Origin of the sequence: Sphaerisporangium flaviroseum (assembly GCF_039537005.1) — a bacterium.
Classification (GTDB): domain Bacteria; phylum Actinomycetota; class Actinomycetes; order Streptosporangiales; family Streptosporangiaceae; genus Sphaerisporangium; species Sphaerisporangium flaviroseum.
The window spans coordinates 446,510-471,283 of the sequence record NZ_BAAAZR010000004.1 but is presented as its reverse complement, the minus strand read 5'-3'; the positions used below and the strand labels follow the sequence as shown (position 1 = coordinate 471,283).

Genomic DNA, 24,774 nt, shown 5'->3' with positions numbered 1-24,774 from the left:
GGTCACATGGTCGACGACTCGCGCCCGCAGCCTGCGGCGCGGTCCAGGAACAGTGCGCGTTCACGCTGGTTGCGCGTGAGGGTCGCGGCCCGGCGGAACTCCCGCCGCGCCTCGTCGAGCCGGCCGAGCCTGGCCAGCAGGTCGCCGCGCACGGCCGGCAGTTGGGCGTAGGAGTCGAGGGCTCGTTCCGAGGTCAGCGTGTCGGCGATCTGCAGGCCCCTTTCCGGGCCGTAGGCCATCCCGACCCCGACCGCGCGGTTCAGCTCCACGACCGGAGACGGGGTGATGTAGGCGAGCACCTGGTAGAGCGCCGCGATCCGTGCCCAGTCGGTGTCCCCGGGGGTCAGCGCACGGGCGTGGCAGGCGGCGATCGCGGCCTGCAGGGTGTAGGGGCCGATCCCGTCACCGAGCGCCTCGGCGCGTTCGAGTGCGGCAAGGCCGCGGCGGATCAGCAGCCGATCCCACAGCCCGCGATCCTGGTCGAGAAGCAGGATGGGCTCGCCGGACGGGCCGGTGCGGGCACGGGTGCGCGAGGCCTGGATCTCCATCAGGGCGAGCAGGCCGTGCACCTCGGGCTCTTCTGGCATGAGACCGGCCAGGACGCGGCCGAGGCGGAGGGCTTCCGCGCACAGCGCCGGCCGCATCCAGTCCTCGGAGACGGTGGCCGTGTAGCCCTCGTTGAACACGAGATACAGGACCGCCAGCACCGATGCCAGCCGGTCGGGCAGCTCGTCGCGGTCGGGCATCTCGAACCGGACCTTCTTGCCGGCCAGTGTGCGCTTGGCCCGGACGATGCGCTGGGCGACGGTCGGCTCCGGCACGAGGAACCCCCGCGCGATCTCCTCGGTCGTCAGGCCCCCGAGCAGTCTGAGCGTGAGCGCCGTACGCGCCTCGGTGGACAGCACCGGGTGGCAGGCGGTGAAGATGAGGCGCAGCAGGTCGTCACCGATGTGGTCGTCCATCGCGGCGTCCGGATCGGGCCCGGCCGGCCCCTGGGTCTCCAGTTCGTGGCCGAGCTCTTGCAGCTTCCGGTCGTACCGGACCCGCCGGCGTACGAGATCGATCGCGCGGTGCTTGGCGGTGGCCATGAGCCAGGCGCCCGGGTTGCCGGGGACACCTGACTCAGGCCACTTCCCGAGCGCGATGACCAGCGCGTCCTGCGCGAGCTCCTCGGCGAGGCCGACGTCCTGCACGATCCACCGGTTACGGTCGCGTGGCACGGCGGTACAGGTGCGCCGACAGCGCCGACACCCAGGCCCACGCGAGCACGATGGCCGCGGTGAAGGCCACCGGAATTTCTTCCGGGCTCCGGGAGAGGAGCCCGTGCGTTGCCCGGCGTCACCCCATGTGGGGGTAGCGGTGGTCGACCGGCGGGGTGAAGGTCTCCTTGATGGCGCGGGCGTTGACCCAGCGGATCAGGTTGAAGATGGAGCCGGCCTTGTCGTCGGTGCCGGAGGAACGGGCGCCGCCGAAGGGCTGCTGTCCCACGACCGCGCCGGTGGGCTTGTCGTTGATGTAGAAGTTGCCCGCGGCGAAGCGCAGCCGCTCGGAGGCCGAGGCGATGGCGTACCGGTCCTGGGCGATGATCGCGCCGGTCAGGGCGTACGGCGACACGCTCTCCATCTGGTCGAGCACGGAGTCGAAGCGGTGGTCGTCGTAGACGTGCACCGCCAGGATCGGGCCGAAGTACTCCTTGACGAAGATCTCGTCGGCCGGGTCGGAGCCCTCCAGGATGGTGGGCCGGACGAAGTAGCCGGTGGAGTCGTCGTAGGAGCCGGTGAGCACGTTGATCGAGTCGGTGGCCCGTGCCCGGTCGATGGCCTCCTTGTGCTTGGCGAAGGCCCGGGCGTCGATGACGGCGCCCATGAACGTCGACAGGTCGGCGGCCACGTCGCCCACGGTCAGGGACTCGGCCGTGGCCACGAACTCGTCCCGGATCGCCGACCAGATCGAGCGGGGGACGTACGCCCGGGACGCCGCCGAGCACTTCTGGCCCTGGTACTCGAACGCGCCGCGGATCAGCGCCGTCGACAGCACGGCCGGGTCGGCGGAGGGATGGGCCAGCACGAAGTCCTTGCCACCGGTCTCGCCCACCAGGCGGGGGTAGGCGCGGTAGCCGGCGATGTTGGCGCCGACCGTGCCCCACAAGTGCTGGAAGGTGGCGGTGGAACCGGTGAAGTGGATGCCGGCCAGGTGCGGGTCGGTCAGCGCCACCTCGGAGACGGCCGCGCCGTTGCCGGTCACCAGGTTGATGACGCCCGGCGGGAGCCCGGCCTCCTCAAGCAGGCGCATCGTGAAGTGGGCCGCGAACTGCTGCGTCGGCGACGGCTTCCAGACGACGACATTTCCCATCAAAGCCGCAGAAGACGGCAAATTCCCCGCGATAGCGGTGAAGTTGAACGGCGTGATCGCGAGCACGAAGCCCTCGAGCGGCCGGTACTCCATGCGGTTCCACACACCGGGAGACGAGATCGGCTGCTCGGTGAGCAACTGCCGGGCGAACGAGACGTTGAAGCGCAGGAAGTCGATCAGCTCGCAGGCGGCGTCGATCTCGGCCTGCTGCACCGACTTCGACTGCCCCAGGATCGTGGCGGCGTTCAGCGTGGCCCGGCGTGGCCCGGCGAGCAGGTCGGCGGCCTTGAGGAAGATCGCGGCCCGCTCGTCGAACGACAGCGCCCGCCAGGCCGGCGCGGCCTTCAGCGCGGCGTCGATGGCGGCCCGCACGTCGGCGGCCGAGGCGTCGGCCGTACGGCCCAGCACGTGGGCGTGGTTGTGCGGCTGCACCACCTCGATCGAGGTGCCGGAGGCCATGCGCTGCTCGCCGGCGATCGTCATCGTCAGATCGATCGCGGAGCCGGAGAGCTCCTTGAGGCGGCTCTCCAGAGCGGACCGCTCGGAGCTGCCCGGCGCGTAGCCGTGAACCGGCTCGTTGGCCGGGACGGGGACGTTGCTTACGGCATCCATGGAAGACCTCACTTGGAGCGGAGTGAACGCAGGAAGAAGGCGACGTTGGCGGGGCGCTCGGCGAGGCGGCGCATGAAGTACCCGTACCAGTCGTCGCCGTAGGGGACATAGACGCGGACCGAGGACCCGGCGCGGGCCAGCGCCTCCTGCTTGTCGGTCCTGATGCCGTAGAGCATCTGGTACTCGAAGCCGTCGCGCTCGCGCCCGTTGCGGTCGGCCAGCAGCTCGGTGATGGAGATGAGCCGGTCGTCGTGCGTGGCCACCATGGGGTACCCCTTCCCCTCCATGAGGATGCGCAGGCACCGCACGTACGCCTTGTCCACCTCGATCTTGCTCTGGTGGGCCACCGAGGCGGGCTCGGCGTAGGCGCCCTTGACCAGGCGGACGCGGGAGCCCTCGTACGACAGGTCGCGCAGGTCGGCCTCGCTGCGGAACAGGTAGGCCTGGATGGCGACACCGGTCGAGGGGAAGTCCTCACGCAGGGTGCGCAGGATCGACAGCGTGGAGTCGACCGTGGTGTGGTCCTCCATGTCGAGGGTCACGGTCGTCCCGGCCTCCCGCGCGGCGGCGCAGATCTCACGGGCGTGGTCGAGGGCCAGGCTGTGGTCGAGCGCCTGGCCGACGGCCGACAGCTTGACCGAGACCTCGGCGCGGCCGCCGAGCCCGAGGGGGCGCAGTGCGTCGAGCACCGTGGCGTAGGCCTTGACGGTCTCGGCGGCGGCCCGGGTGTCCTTGGTCTCCTCGCCCAGATGATCGAGGGTGACCGAGAGGCGGGCATCGGTGAGGCGCTGGACGGCGGACAGCGCGTCACCGGCGTCCTCGCCCGCGACGAACCGGTCGACCACGTGCCGGGTCACCGGAAAACCCGAGACGGCGCGGCGTGCGAGAGGGCTTCGCGATACCGCCAACAATATGGAACCGAGCATGTCTACCACCATAAATCCGCAGCTCAGTGGCTTCCATGGACATCCGCCACGGCCCACGTCTACCCCCTTCATACAGATGTATGACAATGAGCGGGTGGACCTGCAGGAAATCGTCGATGACATCGCTCGCATCCTGGACGCCTCGGCGACGCTGGAAGATCGAAGCTTCCAGCTTCTGGCGTACGCGGCGCAGAGCGGCGACATCGACACGGTCCGCCGCGAGTCGATCCTGCGGCGCCGCGCCTCCGACGAGGTCCGCGCCTACTTCGAGGGCTTCGGCATCGCCTCGGCCCTCGGCCCCGTCCGCATCCCGGCCGACGAGAGCCTCGGGGTGCTCGCGCGGGTCTGCGTGCCGCTCCGCCACCGCGAGGTGACCTACGGGTACCTGTGGCTGCTCGACTCGGGCGCGCTGAGTGACCGCCTCCTGGCCGAGGTGTCACCGCTGGTCGACCGGGCCGCCGCCGTGCTGGCCCAGGAGGCGCGCAGCCGCCAGGACCTCGGCGCGCGCCTGAGGGACCTGCTCTCGGCCGACCCGGAGTCCCGCGCGTCCGCCGCTCTGGACGTCACCGGGCCCGTCGCGGCGATAGCCGTCCGGAGCGCCTCGGACCGGGTGGCACCGCTGTGGACGCTGCCGCGCGGGGTGCTCGCCCACGCGGGCGACCCCCTCACCGCCGTCCTCGCGCCCGCCGCCCAGGCCCGCGCCGTCGCGGCGAGGGTCCAGGCGATGTACGGCACGGCCGCCGGCATCGGGGGCGCCCGCGACGACCCGGGCGAGGCCTGGCGCAGCTGGCGCGAGGCAGGACTGGCCCTGCGCGCGGCCCAGCGGGTGCCGAGGTTCGCCCCCGTCGCCGCCTGGGCCGACCTCGGCGTCCACCGGCTCCTGGTGCGCCTGTCCGCGACGGACCTGGCCGACCTCGCCGCCGAGGCGGGGGCGCTGGACGGCGAGCTCGCGTTCACCGTGGAGACCTACCTCGACCATGGCGGCCAGGTGCGCGAGACCGCCGCGCGGCTGGGCGTGCACCGCCAGACGCTGTACTACCGGCTGGCGAAGGCCGAGCGCGTCACCGGGCTCGACCTCGCCGACGGCGACAACCGCCTCCTGCTGCACCTGGGACTCAAGGCGACGGAGCTCCTCAGGACACCCGGCAGGCCATGACCCGAAGCGCCCGCTCGCTCAGCGAGCGCGGTAGATCTTGACCCAGTCGACGAACATCGACACCGTCCTCGGCGTCGAGGCGTTGCGGCAGGGCGACCACTGGTTGCAGACCACGTCGTTCTGCAAGGTCAGATGCATCGGCTGGCCCTCGGGCACCCGGGGCCCGGTGTAGTCCCAGACCTGCTTGCCGTCGAGCCAGAACGTCAGCCGGCCGGGCAGCCAGTCGACGGCGACCGTGTGCCACTTGGTGAAGTCGGCGCGCATCTGGCTCTGCGCCTGCGGGGCCTCACCACGGTGGATGTAGATGCCGCCGGTCTGCCGGGTGGGGTCGATCACCTCGGCGAAGTCGATCTCGGCGTACTCGCCGCTCTCACTGCTCGGCCACAGCAACGTGACCAGGGAGTACCCGGCACCCGCCTCGCCGCGGAAGCGCACCTCCCACCGGCCGTAGGTCTGCGACAGGTGGCTCGCGACCCCGCCGGACAGGTCCTTGCCGTCGTAGAAGCCGCCGGTCATGTGCAGCATGCCGTCGTGGACGGTCGTCGCCCGCGCCGTACGCGGGTTCACCCGGGCGTCGGGGGAGTGGTACACCTCCCACTTGCCGCGGTCGATCTGCCCGCCGTCGAAGTTCTCCACGAACACCGGCGTGCCCCACCGGGCGTCGGGCGCCGCCGACACGCGGTCACCGGCCGGCGGTGTGGCACCGGGCTGTCCCGGAGCCCGCGTGCCCGTTCCGGAGGGTGAGGGGGCGCTGGGCTGCCCCGGGATGCGTGTGCCCGCTCCCGAGGGCGAGGGGGTGCCGGGGCGCCCGTAGCGGCGGTCGTAGACCGGTGGCGGGGGATAGGCCGGGGCGTCGCCCGTGAGACCGGGCCCCCGCTCCGCCTGATCGCTCCCGGGCGGGGCGTATCGCGGAGATCTGCTCGTCACCGGGCCGGCGTGCGGAGGGTAGCCCTGAGTCGTGCCGGTGGGGGAGGCGCCGCCGTGGACGGCCGGCCGCCGTGCCTCACCGCCTGAGCGGCCGTCGTACGGGCCATCGTGCCCCGGACCGGGACAGAGACTCAACGTCGTCGCCGCTACGATCATGTATGCGCTACGAATCGACATGCGCCCATGAAAGCAAGCATCTTCCCCTGATCACAGGGTTATAGCGATTTGGCGTTCCCGGCGGCCCGCACCGCTTCACGTATCCAGGAGTTAGCCGCACACTGGGCGTTGTGTCGGATTTCGAGATTATTGTTCTGGGGTCCGGGCCCGGAGGCCAGAAGGCGGCCATCGCGGCGGCCAAGCTGGAGCGCCGGGTCGCGATCGTCGAGCGTCGCAACATGATCGGCGGGGTGTGCATCAACACCGGCACGATCCCCTCCAAGACCATGCGCGAGGCGGTGCTGTACCTCACCGGCCTCAACCAGCGCGAGATGTACGGCCAGAGCTACCGCCTGAAGGAAGAGGTCACGGTCGCGGACCTGACGATGCGCACCTCGCACGTGGTGGGCCGCCAGGTGGACGTGATCAGGAGCCAGCTGACCCGTAACCACGTGACCGTGCTGACGGGCTCCGGACGGTTCCTGGACGCCCACACGATCGAGGTGGTCGACGAGCACGGCAAGGGCACCAAGGTCACCGCCGACAAGGTCATCATCGCGACGGGGACGCGGCCTGCCCGTCCCGACAGCGTCGAGTTCGACGACCGCACGGTCATCGACTCCGACGGCATGGTCCGCCTGGAGCGGGTGCCCGACTCGATGGTGGTCGTCGGCGCGGGCGTGATCGGCATCGAGTACGCCTCCATGTTCGCCGCACTCGGCACCAAGATCACCGTGGTCGAGCGGCGCGAGCGCATGCTGGACTTCTGCGACCTGGAGGTCGTCGAGGCGCTGAAGTACCACCTGCGGGACCTGGCGGTCACCTTCAGGTTCGGCGAGACCGTCGCCGCGGTCGAGCGCCGGGCACGCGGGTGCGTCACGGTGCTCGAAAGCGGGAAGAAGATCCCGGCGGAGACCGTCATGTACTCGGCGGGCCGGCACGGCGTGACGGAAGGGCTCGACCTGCCGGCGGCGGGGCTGACCGCCGACGCCCGTGGCCGCATCACCGTCGACGAGCACTACCGTACGAGCGTGCCCGGCATCTACGCGGTGGGCGACGTCATCGGCTTCCCCTCCCTGGCGGCCACCTCCATGGAGCAGGGGCGCATCGCCGTCCACCACGCCTGCGACGAGCCGCTGAACGCGATGTCGCACCTGCAGCCGATCGGCATCTACACGATCCCGGAGATCAGCTTCATCGGGAAGACCGAGGACGAGCTCACCAAGTCGCTCATCCCGTTCGAGGTGGGCGTCTCCCGCTACCGGGAACTCGCACGCGGGCAGATCATCGGCGACACCTACGGGATGCTGAAGTTGCTGGTGTCACCGGAGGACCGTGCTCTGCTCGGGGTGCACGTCTTCGGTACCGGAGCCACCGAGCTGCTGCACATCGGCCAGGCGGTGATGGGCTGCGGCGGCACGGTCGACTATCTGGTCGACGCGGTGTTCAACTACCCCACCCTCGCCGAGTCGTACAAGGTCGCGGCCCTGGACGCCATGAACAAGATTCGCCGCATGGCCCGTTTCGCGGAGTGAGCGGTCCCGGACATGCGTGAGCCCGTACCGCCGTGGGCGGTACGGGCTCGGGGCGGAGCGCGCCGGGTCAGGCGGCTTCGGCCTCCTCGATCTCCACGGGCTGCTGGCGGCCGGTCACGGTGTCGTAGACGCGGACCAGCTCGCGGCTGATGCGCTCCATCGAGTAACGCGAGCTGGCGCGGTCGGCGCCGGCGAAGCCCAGGGCGGTCCGGCGGGTGAGGTCGCCGAGCAGCTGGCGGGTGCGGCGGGCGAGGAGCGCGGGGCTGTCCGGACGGACCAGGATGCCGGTCACGCCGTCGACCACCGAGTCGACGTGGGCGCCGAGGGCGGAGGCGATGACCGGGACGCCGCAGGCCATGGCCTCCAGCGCCACCTTGCCGTTGGGAACGGCGACGGGCAGCGAGAGCACGACGTCGGCGCTGCGCATGAGCTTGGCGATCCCGTTGTGGGGGACGTGACCGAGCAGGGTGACGCGGTCCTCCACGCCGGCCTCCTTGGCCAGCAGGCGCAGGGCCTCGAGGTCGCGCTCGGTGTCGGGGGCGCCGGCGACGGGGCCGCCGGCGATCAGCAGTTCGGCGCCGGGAATGCCGTCGAGCGCGCGGATCGCGGTGTGCGCGCCGCCGCCCGGCGTGATGTGGCCGACGTGCACCAGGCGGGGCCGGTCGCCGCGGTTGAGAGAGGGGCCCTGACGGCGGAAGCGCTCGACGTCGACGCCGTGCGGGACGACCGCGATGTTCTTGCGCGGCACGCCGAGCCGGATCAGCTCTTCGGCCTCGTCGGCGCAGGAGGCGATCACCGCGTTGGCGCGGCGGCCGATCGCGCGCTCCAGGCGGACCCGGGCGGCCTGCTCGCGGTCGGCACGGGGCTGTATGGAGGATGAGCCGAGCTTGTGGAAGGTCTGGGCGATCGGGATGTCCATGCCGTCGGATCCGGCGATCGCGGCGAGACCGCCGGTCCAGGAGTGGGCGTGGATGACGTCGGGCCGGTCCTTGCTCCACCGCTGCATGAGCTGGGCGCTGAAGTCGGAGATGTAAGGCATGAGCCCGTTCTCCGGAAGGGGCTCGGCGGGGCCCGCCGTGAGGTACTCGATCGTCACGCCGGTCGCCACCTTCACCCGCGGCTTGCGGTCAGGAGCGTTGCGGCGGGTGTAAACGGTCACGCGGTGGGCACTGCTCAACTCACGGGCGATGGCCGGGATGTCGGCGGGAAGATCGTGCACGGAGACGATGGCGATGTTCATGGCACACCTCAGGAGAGCCGGGCCACAGAAGGGCCCGAAGACGTACTGAGTTGTGCCTGCGTCTTAGGCACGGGAACTGATAGTGAGTGTACCGATCTCCCAGAGCTTGGAAACCCCTTCAGGGGAATTATTCTGAAAGATATATGTCGCGAGGGTTATCCCCTGGGCGCTGACCTGGGCGTTCGCGGGGTGTCAGCGGGCGCGGCGCAGGGCGAGAATGGTGGTCTCGTCGAGCACCTGACCGCCGCAGAAGGCCTGGTGGTCCTCCTCGACGGCCTTGACCACCGCCGTGGCCGACTGTCCCGTGCAGCGCGTGAGCACCTCGGTCAGGCGTCCCTCGCCGTACGCCAGCTCGGCCTGGCCCGACCTGCCGCGGGAGCCCGCGAGCCCATCGGAGTACAGCACCAGCGTCTCGCCCAGAGCGACGCCGATCTCCTCCACGGGGACCTCGACACCCGTCTCGATGCCGAGCGGCATGCCTCCCCCGGAGGTGAAGCGCACCTCGCCATCGGCTCTCAGCACGGCCGGAGGGTGGTTGCCGGCCGACGCCAGCCGGATGCGCCCGCCGCGCCTGCCGGGGGTGACGAACCCGGCGGCCACCATGACGAACATGCCGGTGTCCTGCATAACCAGGGCGTCGTTCAGCTTCGCCACGACGGCTCCGGGGTCGTCCTCCCACACGCTGAGCGTGCGCAGCCCGCCGCGTACCATCGCCGTGACCGACGCGGCCTCCTCGCCCTGGCCCACCACACCGCCGACGGCGAAGCCCCAGCCGTCCTTCACGCGGAAGACGTCGTAGAACTCCCCGCCGATGGCCCTCGGCCCGGCCCCGGTGTGATACGCCGCCGCGGTGTCGTAGCCGGGGACGTCCGGCAGGGTGCGGGGCAGCACCCCGGACTGGAGGGTGTCGGCGGTCTGGGACCTGCCCTGGAAGATGCGCTGGGCGCGCAGGGCCAGCCCGATGTGGGCGCCGGCGTCCTCCATCAGCGCGAGGTCCGCCAGACCGAACGGGGGGCGCTCGCGCAGCCGCAGCAGGGTGAGGACCCCGTGGACCTCGTCAGCGGCCTGGATGGGGACGCTGAGCACCGACCCGGCCCGCGTCGCGTGCAGCACGGGGGAGCCGTCGGGCAGGACGCCGAACGACGAGTCCTCCTCGACCATCTCCTGCACCACGCCGCCCCTGCTCTCGAGCACGTGGGAGACGAGCGGTGCCGCCGAGGGGTCCATGCGCTCCAGCGTCTGCACCAGGCGGGCGACGGGCTGGTTGGTGGGGCCGATGACCAGCGATCGCCGCATCACGCCGTTGCGGACCACGTCGGCGAACACCCAGTCGGCGGTGGCGGAGGCAAGCAGCCGCCCGGCCCTGATCAGGGCGACCGGCTCGCTCAGGCTCTCCTCGTCGAGGAGCAGGCGGGTGAGCTGTGACATCAGGTCCTGGCGCCGCGCGCTGCCCATGATCAACGATTCTTCGGGCCCCTGCTCGTGCTCCACCACCCGCTCGTGCTCGGGGATCTGGACCTCTACGGGCAGCGCCACCGCGGCGATCATCTCCTGAGGCTCCCCGGCCATGCGGAGCTGCGTCAGGACGAGCCGTACGTTGTGCGCGCGGCCCTGGTGGGTCAGCCGTGTCGGGAAGGCCGCCGTCTCGCCTGTGTGGAGCAAGGAGGTCAGGTGGGAGCGGAAGGCCGCCCGCCGGGAGACGTCCACCAGCAGCGGGAAGGCGCGGCCGGTGAGGTACCCGTCCGGGCTCCCGAGCAGGCGGGAGGCCTCGGCGTTGACCCGCCGCACCGTGCCCGCGGTGTCCAGGACGATCACCGGGACGGGCATCGTGCGGTAGATGGTGCGCAGCAGCTTCAGCTCGCGGTTGGAGCTGCTCTCCTTGCCGCCCGACCTGCGGCGCGACTTGCCCAGCTCGCCGATCGCGGCCCTGAGAAGGTCACGTGCCGTGTCCAGCTCCACGAGGGCCGCGTCCAGGGTCGGGCGCGGGTCGCCCGGGTAGGCCGAGCGGGCGTCGCGAAGCGACGATATGCGGGCCGTCAGGCCGCTCAGCGCCTGTTCGAGCGCCGGGAGATCAGTGCTGTCGGTCAATTGGGGTCCTTCATATGGCCGAGGGGTGCGTGCGTTCCCCTGCTAGACCGTACGTCAAGGAGGCGCTTCCCATCGGTGAGCACCCCGTTGTTGGAATTAACCTGGCATCTGAGGGAAGCCGGAGGCTTGTTATGGAGACGATGCGGATGTTCAGTCCCGCGCTCGCTCGGGAACTGGCGGCCCTCGGCCGCGTTCACGAGGGCACCTCGATGGAGAGCGTGCTGCAGGGCATCACCGGGGCCGTGGCGGCCGGCGTGCCCGGATGCGCCGGTGGCACCGTCGAGCTGCGGCGCGAGGAGCGGCTCATGCTCTCCGCCTCCCACAGCGACCTGATCGCCCTGGTCGACCGGGAGCAGGCCCTGGGGGAGGGGCCGTCGGTCGAGGCGCTGGCCACGGGCCGCAGCGTGCTCGTCACCGACGTGCTGCTCGACACGCGCTGGCCTCGGTACACCGTGACGGCCGTCAAGCACGGAGTGCGGTCGACGCTGATCCTGCCGATCGCCATCGACGGCGCGACGCTGGTGCTCGGCCTGTACGCCGTGCGGCCGGGCGCCTTCTCCGGCGGCTCCGCCGACGCCCTCGCCGCCCTGCTGACCGAGCAGCTCACCGTGGCCCTGGCCAACATCTCCGACTACGACGACGTGCTCACCGACGCGGCTCAGCTCCAGGAGGCGCTGGCGGGCCGCGCGGTGATCGACCAGGCCAAGGGCATCATCATGCATGCGAGCGGCTGCTCGGCCGAGGCCGCCTTCGACGAGCTGCGCCGTCTTTCGCAGCACCACCAGGTCAAGGTCGCCGATCTGGCCCGCCTGCTGGTCAGCGAGCACCAGAGCAAGCACGGTGGCGCGGCGCCGTCCTGACGGCCGGATAGGAACGGTGGGTGATGGGTAGCTTTCTCATACTTCGTAGGACTCTAGCGTCAGTTGTCCGCTAAGGCATGATTTTCTGGGTTGGCATCAGCCTTTGAAGGCCGCCAGTGCCTCGTCGAGCGTGTCGTACAGCGGGAGCCGCTGCGCGAGCCCGGTCACCCACATCACCTTGGAGTTGGAGTATTGCACTCCGACCAGGGCGAAGTGGCCTTCCGCCGCCATCGCTCGCTGCCAGTGGTGCACGATCAGCCCGAGCGCCCGGGAGTCCATGAACGTGACGCCGGCCAGGTCGAGCACCAGGTCGGGGCCATGATCTTCGGCGATCTCCGCCAGCCGGTCGGTGAACTGCTGCCGGGTGGTCGCATCGAGGATGCCGCTCACACGTACTACGGGCACTCCCTCGGCAACCGCCGAAGCAAGGGTCAGGGCCGAATCTGCCCTATCTGGAACGGTCACCACGCGCCTCCTCGCCGCTTCCCTGGCGCATGGCGCCAACCCCATCGGGGGGTCAATCGCAACATTACTGTTGCCTGGGGGGTAGCAATACTCTTGATTTTTGGGGAATACTGGAGCCCGAGAGGTCCAGCAGAGGGCCTCGTCTCGACAGTAGTACGCGAGGCGATGTCGACTCTGCATGGGCATTGTCGGTTCCGCCTCGCTTGCAAGGCATACGAGGGAGCAGCAATGGCTGCCGAGAACCGCACTTTCCCCCAGACCGACGTCACCGCCGAAGATCTTCTTCGCGAACTCGCCGAGCCCGGCGTCACCGAGGCCAGGCGCGCCCGGTTGCGCGAGATGATCGTCGAAATGCACCTTCCGATGGCGCGGGAGATCTCCCGCCGGTACCTCCATCGGGGCGAGCCCATGGAGGACCTGCTCCAGGCCGCGTACGTCGGGCTGATGAAAGCGATCAACGGGTTCGACGCCGAGCTGGGACACAGCTTCAGAGGCTATGCCATGGTCACCATGACCGGGGAAGTGAAGCGGCACTTCCGCGACAGGACCTGGGCCGTACGGGTCCCGCGTCTTTACCAGGAGCGGCGATCCGAGCTCAACCGCCTCGTCGCCGACTTCACCCAGGAGCTCGGCCGGTTCCCCACCGTCGCCGAGCTGGCGAAGAGGATGGGCATCTCCGAAGAGGACATGCTGCTGACGATGGACGCCTCCGCCGCCTACAGCACCCTGTCGCTGGACGCCCCGATGGGCGCCGACGACGACGCCGCCGCGCTCGGCGACCTCATCCCCGACGAGGACGACGAGCTGGCCACGCTGGTCGACCGTGAGGCGATCAAGCCGCTGATCGACCAGCTGCCTGAGCGCGAGCGCAACATCCTGCTCCTGCGCTACTACGGCAACATGACCCAGGCCGAGATCGCCGCGGAGTTCGGCATCTCCCAGATGCACGTCTCCCGAATCCTCCGCAAGGTGCTCGACCAGCTCCGCTCGCAGCTCGTCGCCGCATACTGATTAACCCCTCCCTCCTGGGGCACTCAACCCCGCAGCAGAGAAGTTACGGGGAGGGAGCACTTCCCTCACGGAACGGCATCCCGGGGTATCTTCATCGATGTATTGGCACCCACGGCTTGCGGGTGACCATTCCTAGCCGATCGCTCTTGGAGGCGGTTATCGGGTGAACGAGGACGAAGTCCCTCCTCCCCGCTTCCTGACGGACGGGGGCGGCAGCGTGCCGCTCCCGTCCGGAGTGGCGATCCGGGAGATGACGTTCTGTGTCGGGGACCTTCCTGACGTCCGGGACTTCGCCGCCCTCCACGCCCGCCGGGCGGGCATGGTGGAAGGGGACATCGGCGACTTCCTCGTGGCGGTCAACGAGGTCGCCACCAACGCCGTGACACACGGGGCCGACAAGGCGCGGCTGCGCATATGGTGCCAGAGTGGCGATCTGATGATCGACGTCCACGACGACGGCCACTGGGTCCCCGACAAGACTCCCGGCCTAGAGGCTCCGCACGACTATTCGACCAGTGGCATGGGCCTGTGGGTGGCCAGGCGGCTGGCGAAGGAGCTTCACCTCCGAACCGGGCCAAACGGGACAAACGTCATAATGCGCTTTAGACTTTGACAAATCCCCTTATAACGCCCTTCGGGCGGGTATGTCCTGGATATGACTCAGCGAATCCCTCGGGTACTCATCGTGGGAGGCGGCTCCGTCGGCATGCTCACCGCGCTGCGCCTGCGGAAGAGGCTCCGACGTGGCGAAGCCCGCATAACCGTGGTCAACCTGGACTCCTACATGACCTACCAGCCGTTCCTGCCGGAGGCGGCGGCGGGGAGCGTGGAGCCCCGGCATGTCGTCGTCTTCCTGCGCCGCGTGCTTACGGGATGCGAGATCCTCAGCGGCCGGGTGGTCCGGGTAGAGCTCGCCTCCCGCACGGTCGACTTCGAGCCCTACGAAGGGCCGGGACGCCGGCTGGAATACGACTACCTGGTCTTCGCGCCCGGCTCGGTCTCCCGGACGCTGCTGATCCCCGGCCTGGCCGAGTGCGGCATCGGCTTCAAGACCCTGGAGGAGGCCATCCATCTGCGCAACCACGTGCTCGCCCAGCTCGATCTGGTCGCCTCGACCACCGACGAGCGGGTACGGCGGCGGGCGCTGGCGTTCGTCTTCGTGGGCGCCGGCTTCGCGGGGGTCGAGGCGCTGGCCGAACTGGAGGACATGGCCACCGACGCGTGCCGCTACTTCCCCGGTCTGACCCCGGGAGACATGCGGTGGGTGCTCGTCGAGGCCAGCGACAAGATTCTGCCCGAAGTGGGCGTCGAAATGGGGGAGTGGACCGCCCGGGAGCTCCGCAGACGGGGCATCGAGGTGCGGACCCACACCTTGCTCCGGTCGGCGGAGAACCACCACATCGTGCTCAGCGACGGAGAGGAGTTCGACGCCGACACCCTGGTGTGGACCGCGGGAGTCAAGCCGAACCCGCTGGTCAAAGCCGGAGACCTGCCGCTGGACTCCCACAATCGGGTCAGGGTCGACGAGTTCCTCACCATCGAGGGCACCACCTTCGCCTTCGCGGCCGGGGACTGCGCGGCCGTCCCCGACCTGACCCGGCCCGGAGAGACCACCCAGCCCAACGCCCAGCACGCCGTACGCCAGGCCACCCGGCTGGCCGACAACCTCCTCGCCACCCTGCGCGGCGAGGAGCGCAAGCCGTACAAGCACAAGAGCGCCGGCTCGGTGGCCAGCCTCGGGCTCTACCGCGGCGTGGCCAACATCTACGGGCACCGGATCCGCGGATTCCCGGCCTGGCTGCTGCACCGGACCTACCACCTGTCGAAGATCCCGACCTTCAACAAGAAGGTCCGCGTCATGATGGACTGGACGCTCGGGTTCTTCTTCAAACGCGAGATCGTCTCGCTGGGCGCCATGCAGTACCCCCGCGGTGAGTTCGAGTTCGCGGCCCGGACGACCGTCCAGGAGACCCGTGAACGGCCCCCGGTCCACTCGGGTGCGGGAAGGCACGGCTGACGGTAGATCTCGACCATTCGTGCGGGGGCCGGCATGCGAAAGGGCGCCGTCCCGGTGGGACGGCGCCCTTCCTCTCAAACCGTGCGTACCCGAGGCCCGAGAGGGCACACACGGCGTCTCTGGCACGCCACCGGCCGCAGGGCCGCCGGCGCGTTCATGGTGATCAGCCGTTCGGGGGAGCGCCGCTGATCTCCGAAAGCGGTGACCTGGGCTCGCGCTCCAGCGCCATGTCCCCCAGGGAGACGATGCCGACCGGACGCCCGCGCTCGACGACGGGAACCCGCCGGACGGCCTTCTCGCGCATCAGCCGTACGACCTCGTCGGCGTTCTGGTCGGGGTGCACGGTGACCAGCTCCGAACTGCACAGAGAGCCCAGGGGTGTCGACTCGGGATCCCGGGACTCCGCGACGGCGCGCACGACGATGTCGCGATCGGTGACGACTCCGCAGAGCCGATCGTCCTTGGTCACCAGCACGTCTCCGATGGCCTGGTCCCGCATCAGGCGGGCGGCCTTGGAGACCGTCGCGTCGGCGGGCAGGCAGATCGGCCGGTGCGTCATGACGTCCCGCACCTTCTGGGTCATTCTCGACACCTTCTTTGCTCGATCTTGACGTTTGAGCGCTTCAGCGCTTGGACGTTTCAGTGCCTCAGTGCCTCAGTGCCTCGGCGTCTCGGTACCTCGGCTTTTCAGCGCCTCAGCGGTTCGGCGTCTCGGCGGCTCAGCGGCGGGTGCGCCGGTATCCGCGCCAGTTGCCGCCGCTCACGCTCGACGTGCCGATGCCACCCTGGTGCAGGGCGAGCAGGCACAGCCCGAGCGCGACCAGCGCCGTGGTGGAGATGCCGATGCTGGTACCGATGAGGTCGAACAGAAAGGCGATCCCGAAAACGATCGCCGCGACGATGGCTAGCATCGATTACCTCGTTTCCTTTCGAGCCGGGGAGCTTCCCTGCCCGGCGGTGGAGTAGGAAAGCCCTACGAGATCCTGGAGCAGGGAGCGGTAGTCGCGCAGGGCCAGCCGCAGCTGCTCGGTATCACTCTGGTCGCTGTTCTTCCAGCGGTCGACGAGCCCCTGCCTGCGCGTGGTGAGCGCCGTCACGGCCTCCTCCACGAGCTGGTCGGCCCGCTCGACGGCGTCCCTCGGGTCGTCCACGAAACCGGCCTGGACCTCGCGCCAGCGCTGCTGGAAGTCGATGGACTCCCCGGCGGTGTCCGACGCCGTCCCGGTCGCCGCACCTGTGTCCGTAGCGGTCGCGGTGCTCGTCGCCGCCGCGGTGTCCGTCGCGGAGCCGGCTATGACCGCCGTGCCGCTTTCGTCGCGGTGCACGTCGTTGTCGTTGGTGTGCTGGGCGCCGGCCGCCGGCAAGGGCTCCAGGCCGGGAACTCCGGAGGCCGGCTTCGAGTCCTCGACGGACTGCGTCGGGCGCTCCGCGTCCTCGGGGTAGACGATCAGGTCGGCCTGGTCGTCATTCTTGGCCTGCTCCGACTTCTTCACGTCATCCGCGCCCCAGGCCGGCTCGCCGAGGTCGTTGTCTGGGTCCGCCAGGTCGTTCCGCTTACCGAGCACATCATTCCGATCGTGGTCGTCGTTCTTGCCGTCAAGGCCATCGGACTCGGAGAGACCGTCCCGCCCGTGGGAGGCATCCGTCTCGGACGAGCCGAGGTGATCTGATCCCTGAACCGGGTCGGAGGACCCGTCGTGGTCGGAGCCGTGGACCGGGTCGGAGGACCCGTCGAGGTCGGAGCCGTGGGAGCCTTGTATCGGATCAGAGCTGTGCGCGGGGTCAGGAGTGGCGTCGAGATCGTCGCTTCCGTCGAGATCGCGCTTGTCCCGATCGTGGTCCGCCTCGTCGTAGACGGTGTCGGCCTCGTCGAGACGGCGGTCGCGGTCACGGTCGTGGTCGCCGGTGGGGTTGAAGACGTGGCCGGTTTCCGGATCACGGACCGGCTCGTCCACGGGGTCTCGGCGATAGGGTTCCATCGCTGGTCAGCCTCCCTGGGTGTTGCGGTGTGAAGTACGCTCCTCGGCCAGGCGGGCGTCGCTCTCCACAGAGCCCCGGGTGCCGGTGTCCACGGACTCGCGACGGTCAGGGTCCACAGGCCCATTGCGGTCGCGGTCGATGGTGTCCTGGCGGCCGGGGTCCACGGCGCTCCGGTTGCCGGGGTCCGCGGGGCCGTCCTGAAGGTCGGGGTCCACGGAGCTGCGGCGGTCGGGCGTCACGGCGTCCTGGCGGTCGGGGTCCGCGGAGGCCTCGCGGCCATGGTCCGCGGTGTCCTGGCGGTGGTCAGGGCCGACGCCGGTGCTGTCCTCGAGGAGTTCCTCGAACAGGGCGCGGTAGTGCACCATCGCCTGCCGCAGCTCCTCGGTCGACGCCTCCTGCCGCGCGGCGCGGCTGCTGATCTCGTGGGCCTGACGGTAGCGATCCAGCGTCGCGCCGTGGGAGACCGAAAGATCGGCCACCTGCTGCTCAAATCCCTCGGTGGGGTAACCGCGGTCCGCCATGACGGCGGTGACGAGGTGGTCCGCCTCGGTGACCGCGAAGCCGGGAGCGTCGACGAACCGCTCCTGCACCTCGGTCCACTTCTTCGCATAGGTCGATCGGGTTTCCGGGGCAAGCGGCCTGATGTCCAGTTTGGCGTGGCGCTGCTCTCTTTCGAGCAGCTCCTGCTCCGCCTCACGGCGGCTCTCGCGTTCGCTCAAAGTGCGTTCGTACTCGGGGCCGAAGCGCTCTTGGAGCCGGCGCCTGCGCTGCTGCTGCTTCACGAGGTAGCCGACGGCCAAAATCGCCACCACCGCGGCTACAACGACGGCCACCCAGGTGATGGTCATGTATGCCTCCGGTTATGTGTGCCTTTGTAACCCCCGACTGCCCGAGATAACGGCTGCAAAACGGACCGAAAGCACACGTTTGGCCAAGCACGCAAAGACCACCCCTCGACTCGCCTCCACCCCACCCGGAGGCGAGGACCACGGCCCCCGAGCCGACGCTGGACCGGCCGGGGCGGGAAGGCGCGGTCGTGCGGGGGGTGAGGGGGCTCGGGCGGTGTTTGCTGGAGAGCTGGCGCCCTTCTCCAGCGGTGACCCGGCGTCAGTGGCCGCCCGTCGCGGTCGGGTCTTCACCGTCGAGCCGGTCCAAGCGGTCGGGAGGGCTCCGGGGCCGGCTCGGGGGTCGTGGTTCTCGCCTGAGGCTCCGGCGGGGATTCAAGTCGGGCAGTGCTTACGGGAGGTCTGACGGTCCGGGCTTACGGGAGGTCTGACGGTCCCGCCGATCTCAGCCGGCCGAAAGATCGAATGCCTACCTCTCGCCCGGTAGACCCTCGCGCTCGCGCAGGACGGCGAGCGCGTCGTCCAGTACGGACCGGATATGGGAGGGCCCGGTGACGGGTGTCTCGTAGAACCCCTCCTCGGGGCCGTAGGCGATGTCGAGGCCACCGTCGACCAGTCGCTGCGCCCACCGCAGAGCTGTGTTGATCTTCGGCTGGGGTACATCCCCACCTTGCGCGATGGCGGAGAGGTTCCTCAGATTGGTGGCGGGACCGGTCTGGTTATGGACGCGGTTCAGCTTCCAGGGGATGGCCTTACCGTGGTCGAGCATCGGCTTGGCGAGCCCTGCGTTTCGCTTGGCTTGCAAGATCCCGGACTCCGTCACCCCGAAGTACGCGGCCAGGTCCGCGTTGGATCGGCCCTCGCCGACGAGCCGCCGCAACTCTTCCCGATCAATATGAGCTTTCCGCCCCATGCGCCCATCCTGCCGTCATCGCCTACCACTCCACCGGCCCGCACCTCGGGGTACATCGGCCCCACATTCCCGCGCCGACCGGCCCAAGTCCCGTCTTCACCGGCCTCATGATCCCGCGCCGACCGGCCCCGTGATCCCGCGTCCCCAGGCCCCATGTTGCCGTGTCCCACATCCCATGTTCCGGCGATCCCTTCCCCATGTTCCCCGGACGACTGATCGTCCATCACGTCGGCAGGGGCGCCACCCGTAGGCGCGTCCCCTCGCCCCCTAGAGAGCCGCCAGGGGCGGGGCACGCGTACACATGACTCCTGGAACTGCGCTAAGGTTGTTCTCGCTCGCCTAGGTGAGCAGCGGGACGTAGCGCAGCTTGGTAGCGCACTTGACTGGGGGTCAAGGGGTCGCAGGTTCAAATCCTGTCGTCCCGACAGGCGAGAAGGTCTGTCGATCAGAGGGAAACCTCAGGTCAACAGGCCTTTCTTCATGTCGGCTAGATCATCGGGTCGGCTAGACGACCTTGAGGCGGGGACCATTTGGGGACCGCCTGACAGCGAGATGGGCACCCAAAGCTTCGCTGGCGTCCGCAATGGATCGTGAATCCGGATGCAGATAGCGCTGGGTTGTGGTCAGTGATCCATGGCCCGCGATCTTCCGCAGAACATGCATCGGCACGCCGGCGTCGGCCATCCAGGTGAGCCCGGTGTGCCGGAGATCATGGCGGGCGAAGAGGCTCATAGCCGAGCTGTGTCACCACGTGATCCCAATGGGTGGCGTCTCGCAGAACCGCCGTGGTGATCCGTCCGCCCCGAGGACCGGTGAAAAGCCGCGCGGTGGGATCCGGGCCGACCACATCCAGACGTACTGCGATCAGGTTACGAACCTCAGCGATCAGAGGAACTGTTCGAGCCCGCCCACACTGTCGTTCACGGCCATCACCTGTTCTCCTTCGATCTTGGTGTAGCAACCTGAAGGATCACGTGATGGCCGTCTTCATTTCACGACGCCACGCTGACTACCAGCGGAAACTCCCGCGGCAGAAGGGCGCACCTGATCTTGACGTCTTGGCGTTAGCTGTGGCGGAGGTTCTCAACGCCAGGCGGGATTGCGGCTCGGCAGCCATGGCCCAAACAGCGACCCATACTCCTCACCAGTTTCGACGGTGAGGAGAAAGTCAGGTGTAGTGCCGGCCACCGCATCACGCAGGCGGGCCAGCAGCAGCGGGACAGTCGCCAGGTCCAACGACAGTGCTATCGCGAGTTGGACGCGCTGAGCACCAAGCTCCGGTTGGTCTCTCAGCTCGTCGTGCTCCAGGTGCTCCGCAGCGGCCTGCATAGTCACCAGATCTCCGCCACCGGAATACTTAAGGCAGTCCCACCAGGACGGTAGCCCGATCATGACCTCCAGGGCTTCGCCAAGGCTATGGCCGATAAGTCCGGCCTCCCCTTCGGAGCTGGCATACAAGACCGGACGGATCGAGCGGCGTTCACCGCAGAGGAAGAACGTACCGCCAGTGAAGTCGCCTGCTATGGCCTCCAGGGCATGCCCAGACGAGAGCCGAACAGGTTCGCCGTGATCACCACGCGAGAGGTCAAACTCGCAGACCTCCCACAGCAGTTCGCCGAGACCCTGATCTTGGCGAACCATCTCCAGGATCTCGTCATCGCTCTTCATATGGCGGGACGCTAGCAGCCAGGCCATGGCCGCCCTGCGCAACCTGGCCATCGGCATCTTGAAAACGGCCGGGCACGCCAGCGTCGCCGCCGCCTGCAGGCACCACGCCCGGGACGCCACCCGGACCCTCGAAACCCTCGGACTGCGCCCAGCATGAGCAAAGCGGACACGACGCGGCTACGCCGAGGCCCTGGAGGTTGCTGTACTCCTCTGCCGTACCGTCACCGCCGGGCCCTCGCAGACGGTGAAGTTGCCGACGTGGCCTGCGCTCGCTCAGGTGACCCGCGCGGCCACCAGGGTCTCGAAGGTATAGGGCCGCAGGCCATCGGTACGGCCGGCGAAGTACCGCTGCTGGAGGTCTGCACGTGCGGGGTGGTCCACGACCTTTAGCCCGCACCGGCTGATCAGCCTCTCGATCTCGGATACCGGCCAGCCAGGCTGAAGAGGCTCGCCGGCAGAAGCCGCGATCGGCGTGTAGATACGGGCGAATTCCGTCCCCGCGTCGTCGAGCGCACAGTCCTCGGCCCGGTAGGAGAACACCACCTCAGACCCGGGAGCAGCCGCCGCGATCGTGCGCAACGTCGACTCGATCGCCTGTGCCGTCAGATAGGGGGCGACGCCCGTCCAGCAGAACATCGCCGGCTGCGCCCAGTCGAACCCAGCCGGGCCCAGAACATCCTGAACCGGTCCGGCCTCGAAATCAACCGGCACGAATACCTGCGAGTCGCTGAGCGGCAGGCCGAGCTCCCTGACCCGCTCGAGCTTCCAGGCCTGGGAGGCAGGGTGATCAACCTCGAACACCGTCAGCGAGCCGAGCAGATCCGGCCGCCGCCACGCAAACGAGTCAAGCCCCGCGCCAAGAATCACGTACTGCGTGAAGGCACCAGCAGCCAGCCGGTCTTCGGCGTACCGGCTGCGGGTGCAGACAGCCGCACGGGACTCGCTGCGGACCGGGCCAGGGAACAGCGGATCGAACTGGTCTCGCAGCTGCTGCCATACCGGGCCGACAAGCACCAGGGCCAGCACATCGTCCAGTACCCACGGCGGCGCCGTCTCCAGGCGAAACAATCCACGCGACACGGCCGCAAACATCGCCGTCCTGCTCGGCGCGCTTTCCATGCATTCCTCCTCGCCGGCCAGAACCCAGCGTGCTGGCCACGCCCGGCCACTCCGCGCACTTCACAGGATGCGCCTGAAGCGCCCTGACGGCCATAACCAGATGGACGTCTGGCTATGTGACGATCTCTGCCGAGCATGATCCGCCCCAGAAGCCGGACGCAGCGGCCCAACCAGACCACGCAGCCTTGCCGCCAGATCAGGGGCACATTCAGGGCACATGTTGACGCCCCAGTTCCGTTTCAGTTCCGTTTGAGGCCGTAAAACGTCGGAAGTCGACGGGAGACGTTGAGAGTTATTTTGCCTGGTCAGGCGCTACTCGGCGTGATCGGCGCAGGTGGAGAAGTCGCAGGCTGGAGTTCGAGCTCTACTACGACATCTGGGGTTCACTGTTGTCGAACTTGCGGGCCGCGGGTTAGAGAAACACTGTGATCAGAACACGGCCTACAGGGTGAGACAGCCTCTATCAGTTCTCTATTCAGCGGTTGGACCAGCCTTGCGCGGAAAGCTGGGCCAGGACCAGCGCGACAATGCCTCGCTCAGCGTTCTCGTTGCCGTCAGCAAGGCGATCGGAGACAGCCGCCCAACGCTCTAGCTGGGAAGCGACCAGACTCCACTGTTGACCGGTAAGGCTCATCGTGACCTGCTGACCTGCCGGCGGCCACGTCTTAAGAGCCTCGGCATCGTGCGGCCAGTCAGGGACCTGTTCCCAACCGGCGTGCCGGATGCTGTCACCGAGATCGACAATGCCGGGATCACCATCCACGACCTCTATGGCGATCGTGTTGTCAATCACTGCGTCAATGATCAACCATTGACTGGTGTCCATCTGAACCCGGTACTTGCTCTGTTCACGCGCGGCGCCCACGGGTATTGATCATCGCCGCCACGAACCGCGATCGCAACCATGCTGGTCATTCTCGCGCAATCGGTGGCGTTGCCCCGGCCCAAGAAAGAACCTGGCCCACTGTCACATACATCACCCTTTCGGATCACGGCAGGTGACATCGGTGGATCTTTGCGCTATGCATAGCGAAAGCGCTTTGTAACGGTCCAGAATTTGCCAGCCCGTATCGCCACACGAGGGAGCCACTGCCTGTGACACAGCCATCTCTCTTCGCACCAGACCCGGATGCCGTAAGTCACAAACCGGCAGGAAACCGCCCAGAGCGCTTAAAACTATTGATCGTCGTCAAGGCGGCACCGAACCCATCCCAGACGTATGGCGAAACGGTCTGCGTCGCGGCCCTGCGCGGAAGTTGATGGGATACAGCCGTACCCAGTGACTTCGATCGGGATCCACATGCGCGCCCGCGAACAAATCGCACGTCACCACACGACGTCCCCAGCCATCTGAAGGCCATTGAGCTGCAAGAACGCCTACCCCCACTTCCTGGGGGTCAAGGGGTCGCAGGTTCAAATCCTGTCGTCCTCCTTGCGGTTCGGGCATGCCAGTCGACCAAAGGGACTCCACAAAAGCCAGTGAACATCACGTATGGGCGGCGCCGGGCGAAGACCCGCAAGGAGTGAGCGGCGGACCGGCGCCGTCACCTCTTCGAAGGCCTGCAGGGGCAGATTCGATTGACACGCGGAATGGCGCACGCTTACTTTGTAACTAGTTACTGAAACTAGTTACTTTCGGGAGGGCCTAAGCCGTCGAGCCGAGGTCATCAGTTCCCTTTCATCCGCCCCGGCTTAGACGATGAGCGCCGAGACCGGCGACACCCGAAACGACCCAACAAGCCCCACGAGAGACGAGGGAGACCGGATCAGCATGGTCGAGCATGTGGTCGTCATCGGTGCCGGCGTCTACGGTGCGGCGGTGACCGCCGCGCTGACGCGGCGGGGCGCTCGTGTCACGGTCGTTGACGCCGGTGCACCGGCGGCTGGCAGCTCTGGTGCGACGTTCTCGTGGACCAACTCCTGCGGCAAGCAGCCGCGGGCGTACCACGATCTCAGCGTCGCGAGTATGGCGGCCCATCGCAAGCTGGCCACCGACGTGCCCCATGGCGACTGGTACCACGAGGGCGGCAACCTCGAATGGGCCGCCGACGACGCCGGGCGCGAGGAACTGCGCAAGAAGGTTGCGGGCGTCCTCGACTACGGATACGAGGCACGGTGGCTCAGCCGAGCGGAGGCGCTGGGCCTGGAACCGGACATGGACCCCGCCGAGTTGCCGGCAGGCGAGATCGCCTACTTCCCGCGCGAAGGCTGGATCGAGCCGGTGCGCCTGATCGCCCACCTGCTGTCGAGCGCGGTGGCCGGCGGTTCCGAACTGGTGGCGAACGACGCCGTCACCGGACTGGAGGTGACCGCGGGCACGGTGCGCGCCGTGCGGCTCGCCTCCGGCCGGCGGCTCCTCGCGGATGCGGTCGTGAACTGTGCGGGACCCCAGGCCGCCGGGATCGCCGCGCTGGCCGGACTGGTTCTGCCCATGCGCAACACCCGCGGTGTGCTCGTCTACTCCTCACCGGTCGCGGTATCGGTCTCGCGCGTCATCCATGCCCCGCACGTCCACCTACGCCCGGATGGCGGCGGGCGGCTGCTGCTGCACACCCATGAGATCGACGGTACGGCGCACGTGTCCGGCACGGGGGAGATCAGCGTCGACCCGTCGGCCGTCGACAAGGTGGTCGAGGCCGGTCGTGCGCTGTACCCGGGACTGCGAGCCTCGACCGTGGAAGCCGTCCGGGTCGGTCAACGGCCCATCCCCGGCGACGGCCTGCCGGTACTCGGCCGGGTCGTCGCGCTGCCCAACTTCCACTTCGCGGTCTCGCACAGCGGCGCGACGCTCAGCGTGCACGCCGGCGACCTGGTCGCCGGTGAGGTGCTCGGTGAGGACCACGACGACGCGCTGGCCGCGTTCCGGTTCGAGCGGCCGGCACTGGCGGCCCGGTAACGGAGCGA

At 68.7% G+C, this 24,774-nt stretch carries 23 protein-coding genes and 1 tRNA gene; 8 read left to right on the top strand and 16 right to left on the bottom strand.

Translation table 11 applies throughout. From position 1 onward, the window contains the following. Positions 1–2: 2 nt before the first annotated feature. The 3 genes from ABD810_RS13735 to ABD810_RS13725 all read right to left on the bottom strand — a co-directional run bounded on the left by ABD810_RS13735 (position 3) and on the right by ABD810_RS13725 (position 3,890). Positions 3–1,220: an RNA polymerase sigma factor gene (locus tag ABD810_RS13735; RefSeq protein WP_344938668.1), complete on the bottom strand. Its 1,218-nt coding sequence runs from the start codon at positions 1,218–1,220 to the stop codon at positions 3–5. Between the two features lie 118 nt (positions 1,221–1,338). After that, the gene (pruA, locus tag ABD810_RS13730) at positions 1,339–2,964 is read right to left on the bottom strand and encodes an L-glutamate gamma-semialdehyde dehydrogenase (protein WP_344938666.1); all 1,626 of its coding nucleotides are present in this window, start codon (positions 2,962–2,964) and stop codon (positions 1,339–1,341) included. Positions 2,965–2,972: 8 nt separating this feature from the next. Continuing rightward, positions 2,973–3,890, bottom strand: a complete 918-nt coding sequence (locus ABD810_RS13725; RefSeq protein ID WP_344938665.1) for a proline dehydrogenase family protein — start codon at positions 3,888–3,890, stop codon at positions 2,973–2,975. Positions 3,891–3,984: 94 nt separating this feature from the next. On the opposite strand from ABD810_RS13725, the gene ABD810_RS13720 reads away from it, so the two are divergent. Next, complete coding sequence (locus ABD810_RS13720) at positions 3,985–5,046, top strand: PucR family transcriptional regulator (protein WP_344938663.1); 1,062 nt, start codon at positions 3,985–3,987, stop codon at positions 5,044–5,046. A gap of 18 nt (positions 5,047–5,064) precedes the next feature. Here the strand turns inward: ABD810_RS13720 and ABD810_RS13715 are convergent, their stop codons facing one another. Beyond that, a complete protein-coding gene (locus ABD810_RS13715; protein WP_344938660.1) occupies positions 5,065–6,129 on the bottom strand; it encodes a glycoside hydrolase family 16 protein in 1,065 nt (354 codons plus the stop codon). 131 nt (positions 6,130–6,260) lie between these two features. Between ABD810_RS13715 and sthA the strand changes: the two genes are divergently transcribed. Beyond that, on the top strand, positions 6,261–7,664 hold the full coding sequence (sthA, locus tag ABD810_RS13710; RefSeq protein WP_344938657.1) for a Si-specific NAD(P)(+) transhydrogenase: 1,404 nt from the start codon (positions 6,261–6,263) through the stop codon (positions 7,662–7,664). 67 nt (positions 7,665–7,731) lie between these two features. Here the strand turns inward: sthA and ABD810_RS13705 are convergent, their stop codons facing one another. Both ABD810_RS13705 and ABD810_RS13700 read right to left on the bottom strand, forming a co-directional pair. After that, positions 7,732–8,904, bottom strand: coding sequence for a glycosyltransferase (locus tag ABD810_RS13705; protein WP_344938654.1), 1,173 nt, complete (start codon positions 8,902–8,904; stop codon positions 7,732–7,734). A gap of 192 nt (positions 8,905–9,096) precedes the next feature. Beyond that, positions 9,097–10,992: a SpoIIE family protein phosphatase gene (locus ABD810_RS13700; protein WP_344938651.1), complete on the bottom strand. Its 1,896-nt coding sequence runs from the start codon at positions 10,990–10,992 to the stop codon at positions 9,097–9,099. A gap of 131 nt (positions 10,993–11,123) precedes the next feature. Here ABD810_RS13700 and ABD810_RS13695 point away from each other — a divergent pair, with 131 nt between their 5' ends. Further along, positions 11,124–11,852, top strand: coding sequence for a GAF and ANTAR domain-containing protein (locus ABD810_RS13695; protein ID WP_344938649.1), 729 nt, complete (start codon positions 11,124–11,126; stop codon positions 11,850–11,852). A 96-nt stretch (positions 11,853–11,948) separates the two neighbouring features. Here ABD810_RS13695 and ABD810_RS13690 read toward each other — a convergent pair whose 3' ends face one another. Continuing rightward, positions 11,949–12,362, bottom strand: a complete 414-nt coding sequence (locus ABD810_RS13690; RefSeq protein WP_344938647.1) for an STAS domain-containing protein — start codon at positions 12,360–12,362, stop codon at positions 11,949–11,951. 183 nt (positions 12,363–12,545) lie between these two features. On the opposite strand from ABD810_RS13690, the gene ABD810_RS13685 reads away from it, so the two are divergent. From ABD810_RS13685 to ABD810_RS13675, 3 genes are all read left to right on the top strand, one after another. Next, the gene (locus ABD810_RS13685) at positions 12,546–13,328 is read left to right on the top strand and encodes a SigB/SigF/SigG family RNA polymerase sigma factor (RefSeq protein ID WP_344938645.1); all 783 of its coding nucleotides are present in this window, start codon (positions 12,546–12,548) and stop codon (positions 13,326–13,328) included. A 163-nt stretch (positions 13,329–13,491) separates the two neighbouring features. Beyond that, complete coding sequence (locus tag ABD810_RS13680) at positions 13,492–13,941, top strand: ATP-binding protein (protein WP_344938643.1); 450 nt, start codon at positions 13,492–13,494, stop codon at positions 13,939–13,941. A 42-nt stretch (positions 13,942–13,983) separates the two neighbouring features. Next, positions 13,984–15,345: an NAD(P)/FAD-dependent oxidoreductase gene (locus tag ABD810_RS13675; RefSeq protein WP_344938641.1), complete on the top strand. Its 1,362-nt coding sequence runs from the start codon at positions 13,984–13,986 to the stop codon at positions 15,343–15,345. Positions 15,346–15,508: 163 nt separating this feature from the next. On the opposite strand, the gene ABD810_RS13670 is transcribed toward ABD810_RS13675, so the two are convergent. The 5 genes from ABD810_RS13670 to ABD810_RS13650 form a co-directional block, all read right to left on the bottom strand. Next, positions 15,509–15,928, bottom strand: coding sequence for a CBS domain-containing protein (locus tag ABD810_RS13670; RefSeq protein WP_344938639.1), 420 nt, complete (start codon positions 15,926–15,928; stop codon positions 15,509–15,511). A 136-nt stretch (positions 15,929–16,064) separates the two neighbouring features. Further along, complete coding sequence (locus ABD810_RS13665; RefSeq protein ID WP_344938637.1) at positions 16,065–16,256, bottom strand: hypothetical protein; 192 nt, start codon at positions 16,254–16,256, stop codon at positions 16,065–16,067. Between the two features lie 3 nt (positions 16,257–16,259). Next, positions 16,260–17,324, bottom strand: coding sequence for a hypothetical protein (locus ABD810_RS13660; protein WP_344938635.1), 1,065 nt, complete (start codon positions 17,322–17,324; stop codon positions 16,260–16,262). A gap of 6 nt (positions 17,325–17,330) precedes the next feature. Then, a complete protein-coding gene (locus tag ABD810_RS13655) occupies positions 17,331–18,173 on the bottom strand; it encodes a hypothetical protein (RefSeq protein WP_344938633.1) in 843 nt (280 codons plus the stop codon). Positions 18,174–18,639: 466 nt separating this feature from the next. Next, a complete protein-coding gene (locus ABD810_RS13650) occupies positions 18,640–19,083 on the bottom strand; it encodes a hypothetical protein (protein ID WP_344938631.1) in 444 nt (147 codons plus the stop codon). 351 nt (positions 19,084–19,434) lie between these two features. Between ABD810_RS13650 and ABD810_RS13645 the strand changes: the two genes are divergently transcribed. Further along, positions 19,435–19,508, top strand: a tRNA-Pro gene (locus ABD810_RS13645). A 79-nt stretch (positions 19,509–19,587) separates the two neighbouring features. On the opposite strand, the gene ABD810_RS41020 is transcribed toward ABD810_RS13645, so the two are convergent. The 4 genes from ABD810_RS41020 to ABD810_RS13630 all read right to left on the bottom strand — a co-directional run bounded on the left by ABD810_RS41020 (position 19,588) and on the right by ABD810_RS13630 (position 22,735). Next, positions 19,588–19,815 carry a tyrosine-type recombinase/integrase gene (locus tag ABD810_RS41020; protein ID WP_425566891.1) on the bottom strand — a complete coding sequence of 76 codons (228 nt, stop codon included), beginning with the start codon at positions 19,813–19,815 and terminating at the stop codon, positions 19,588–19,590. A 351-nt stretch (positions 19,816–20,166) separates the two neighbouring features. Beyond that, positions 20,167–20,751 carry a hypothetical protein gene (locus ABD810_RS13640; protein ID WP_344938629.1) on the bottom strand — a complete coding sequence of 195 codons (585 nt, stop codon included), beginning with the start codon at positions 20,749–20,751 and terminating at the stop codon, positions 20,167–20,169. 273 nt (positions 20,752–21,024) lie between these two features. Continuing rightward, the gene (locus ABD810_RS13635) at positions 21,025–21,870 is read right to left on the bottom strand and encodes a class I SAM-dependent methyltransferase (RefSeq protein ID WP_344938627.1); all 846 of its coding nucleotides are present in this window, start codon (positions 21,868–21,870) and stop codon (positions 21,025–21,027) included. A 475-nt stretch (positions 21,871–22,345) separates the two neighbouring features. Next, positions 22,346–22,735 carry a hypothetical protein gene (locus ABD810_RS13630; RefSeq protein WP_344938625.1) on the bottom strand — a complete coding sequence of 130 codons (390 nt, stop codon included), beginning with the start codon at positions 22,733–22,735 and terminating at the stop codon, positions 22,346–22,348. A gap of 906 nt (positions 22,736–23,641) precedes the next feature. On the opposite strand from ABD810_RS13630, the gene ABD810_RS13625 reads away from it, so the two are divergent. Then, the gene (locus ABD810_RS13625) at positions 23,642–24,766 is read left to right on the top strand and encodes an NAD(P)/FAD-dependent oxidoreductase (RefSeq protein WP_344938623.1); all 1,125 of its coding nucleotides are present in this window, start codon (positions 23,642–23,644) and stop codon (positions 24,764–24,766) included. The last annotated feature ends 8 nt before the right edge of the window (positions 24,767–24,774 follow it).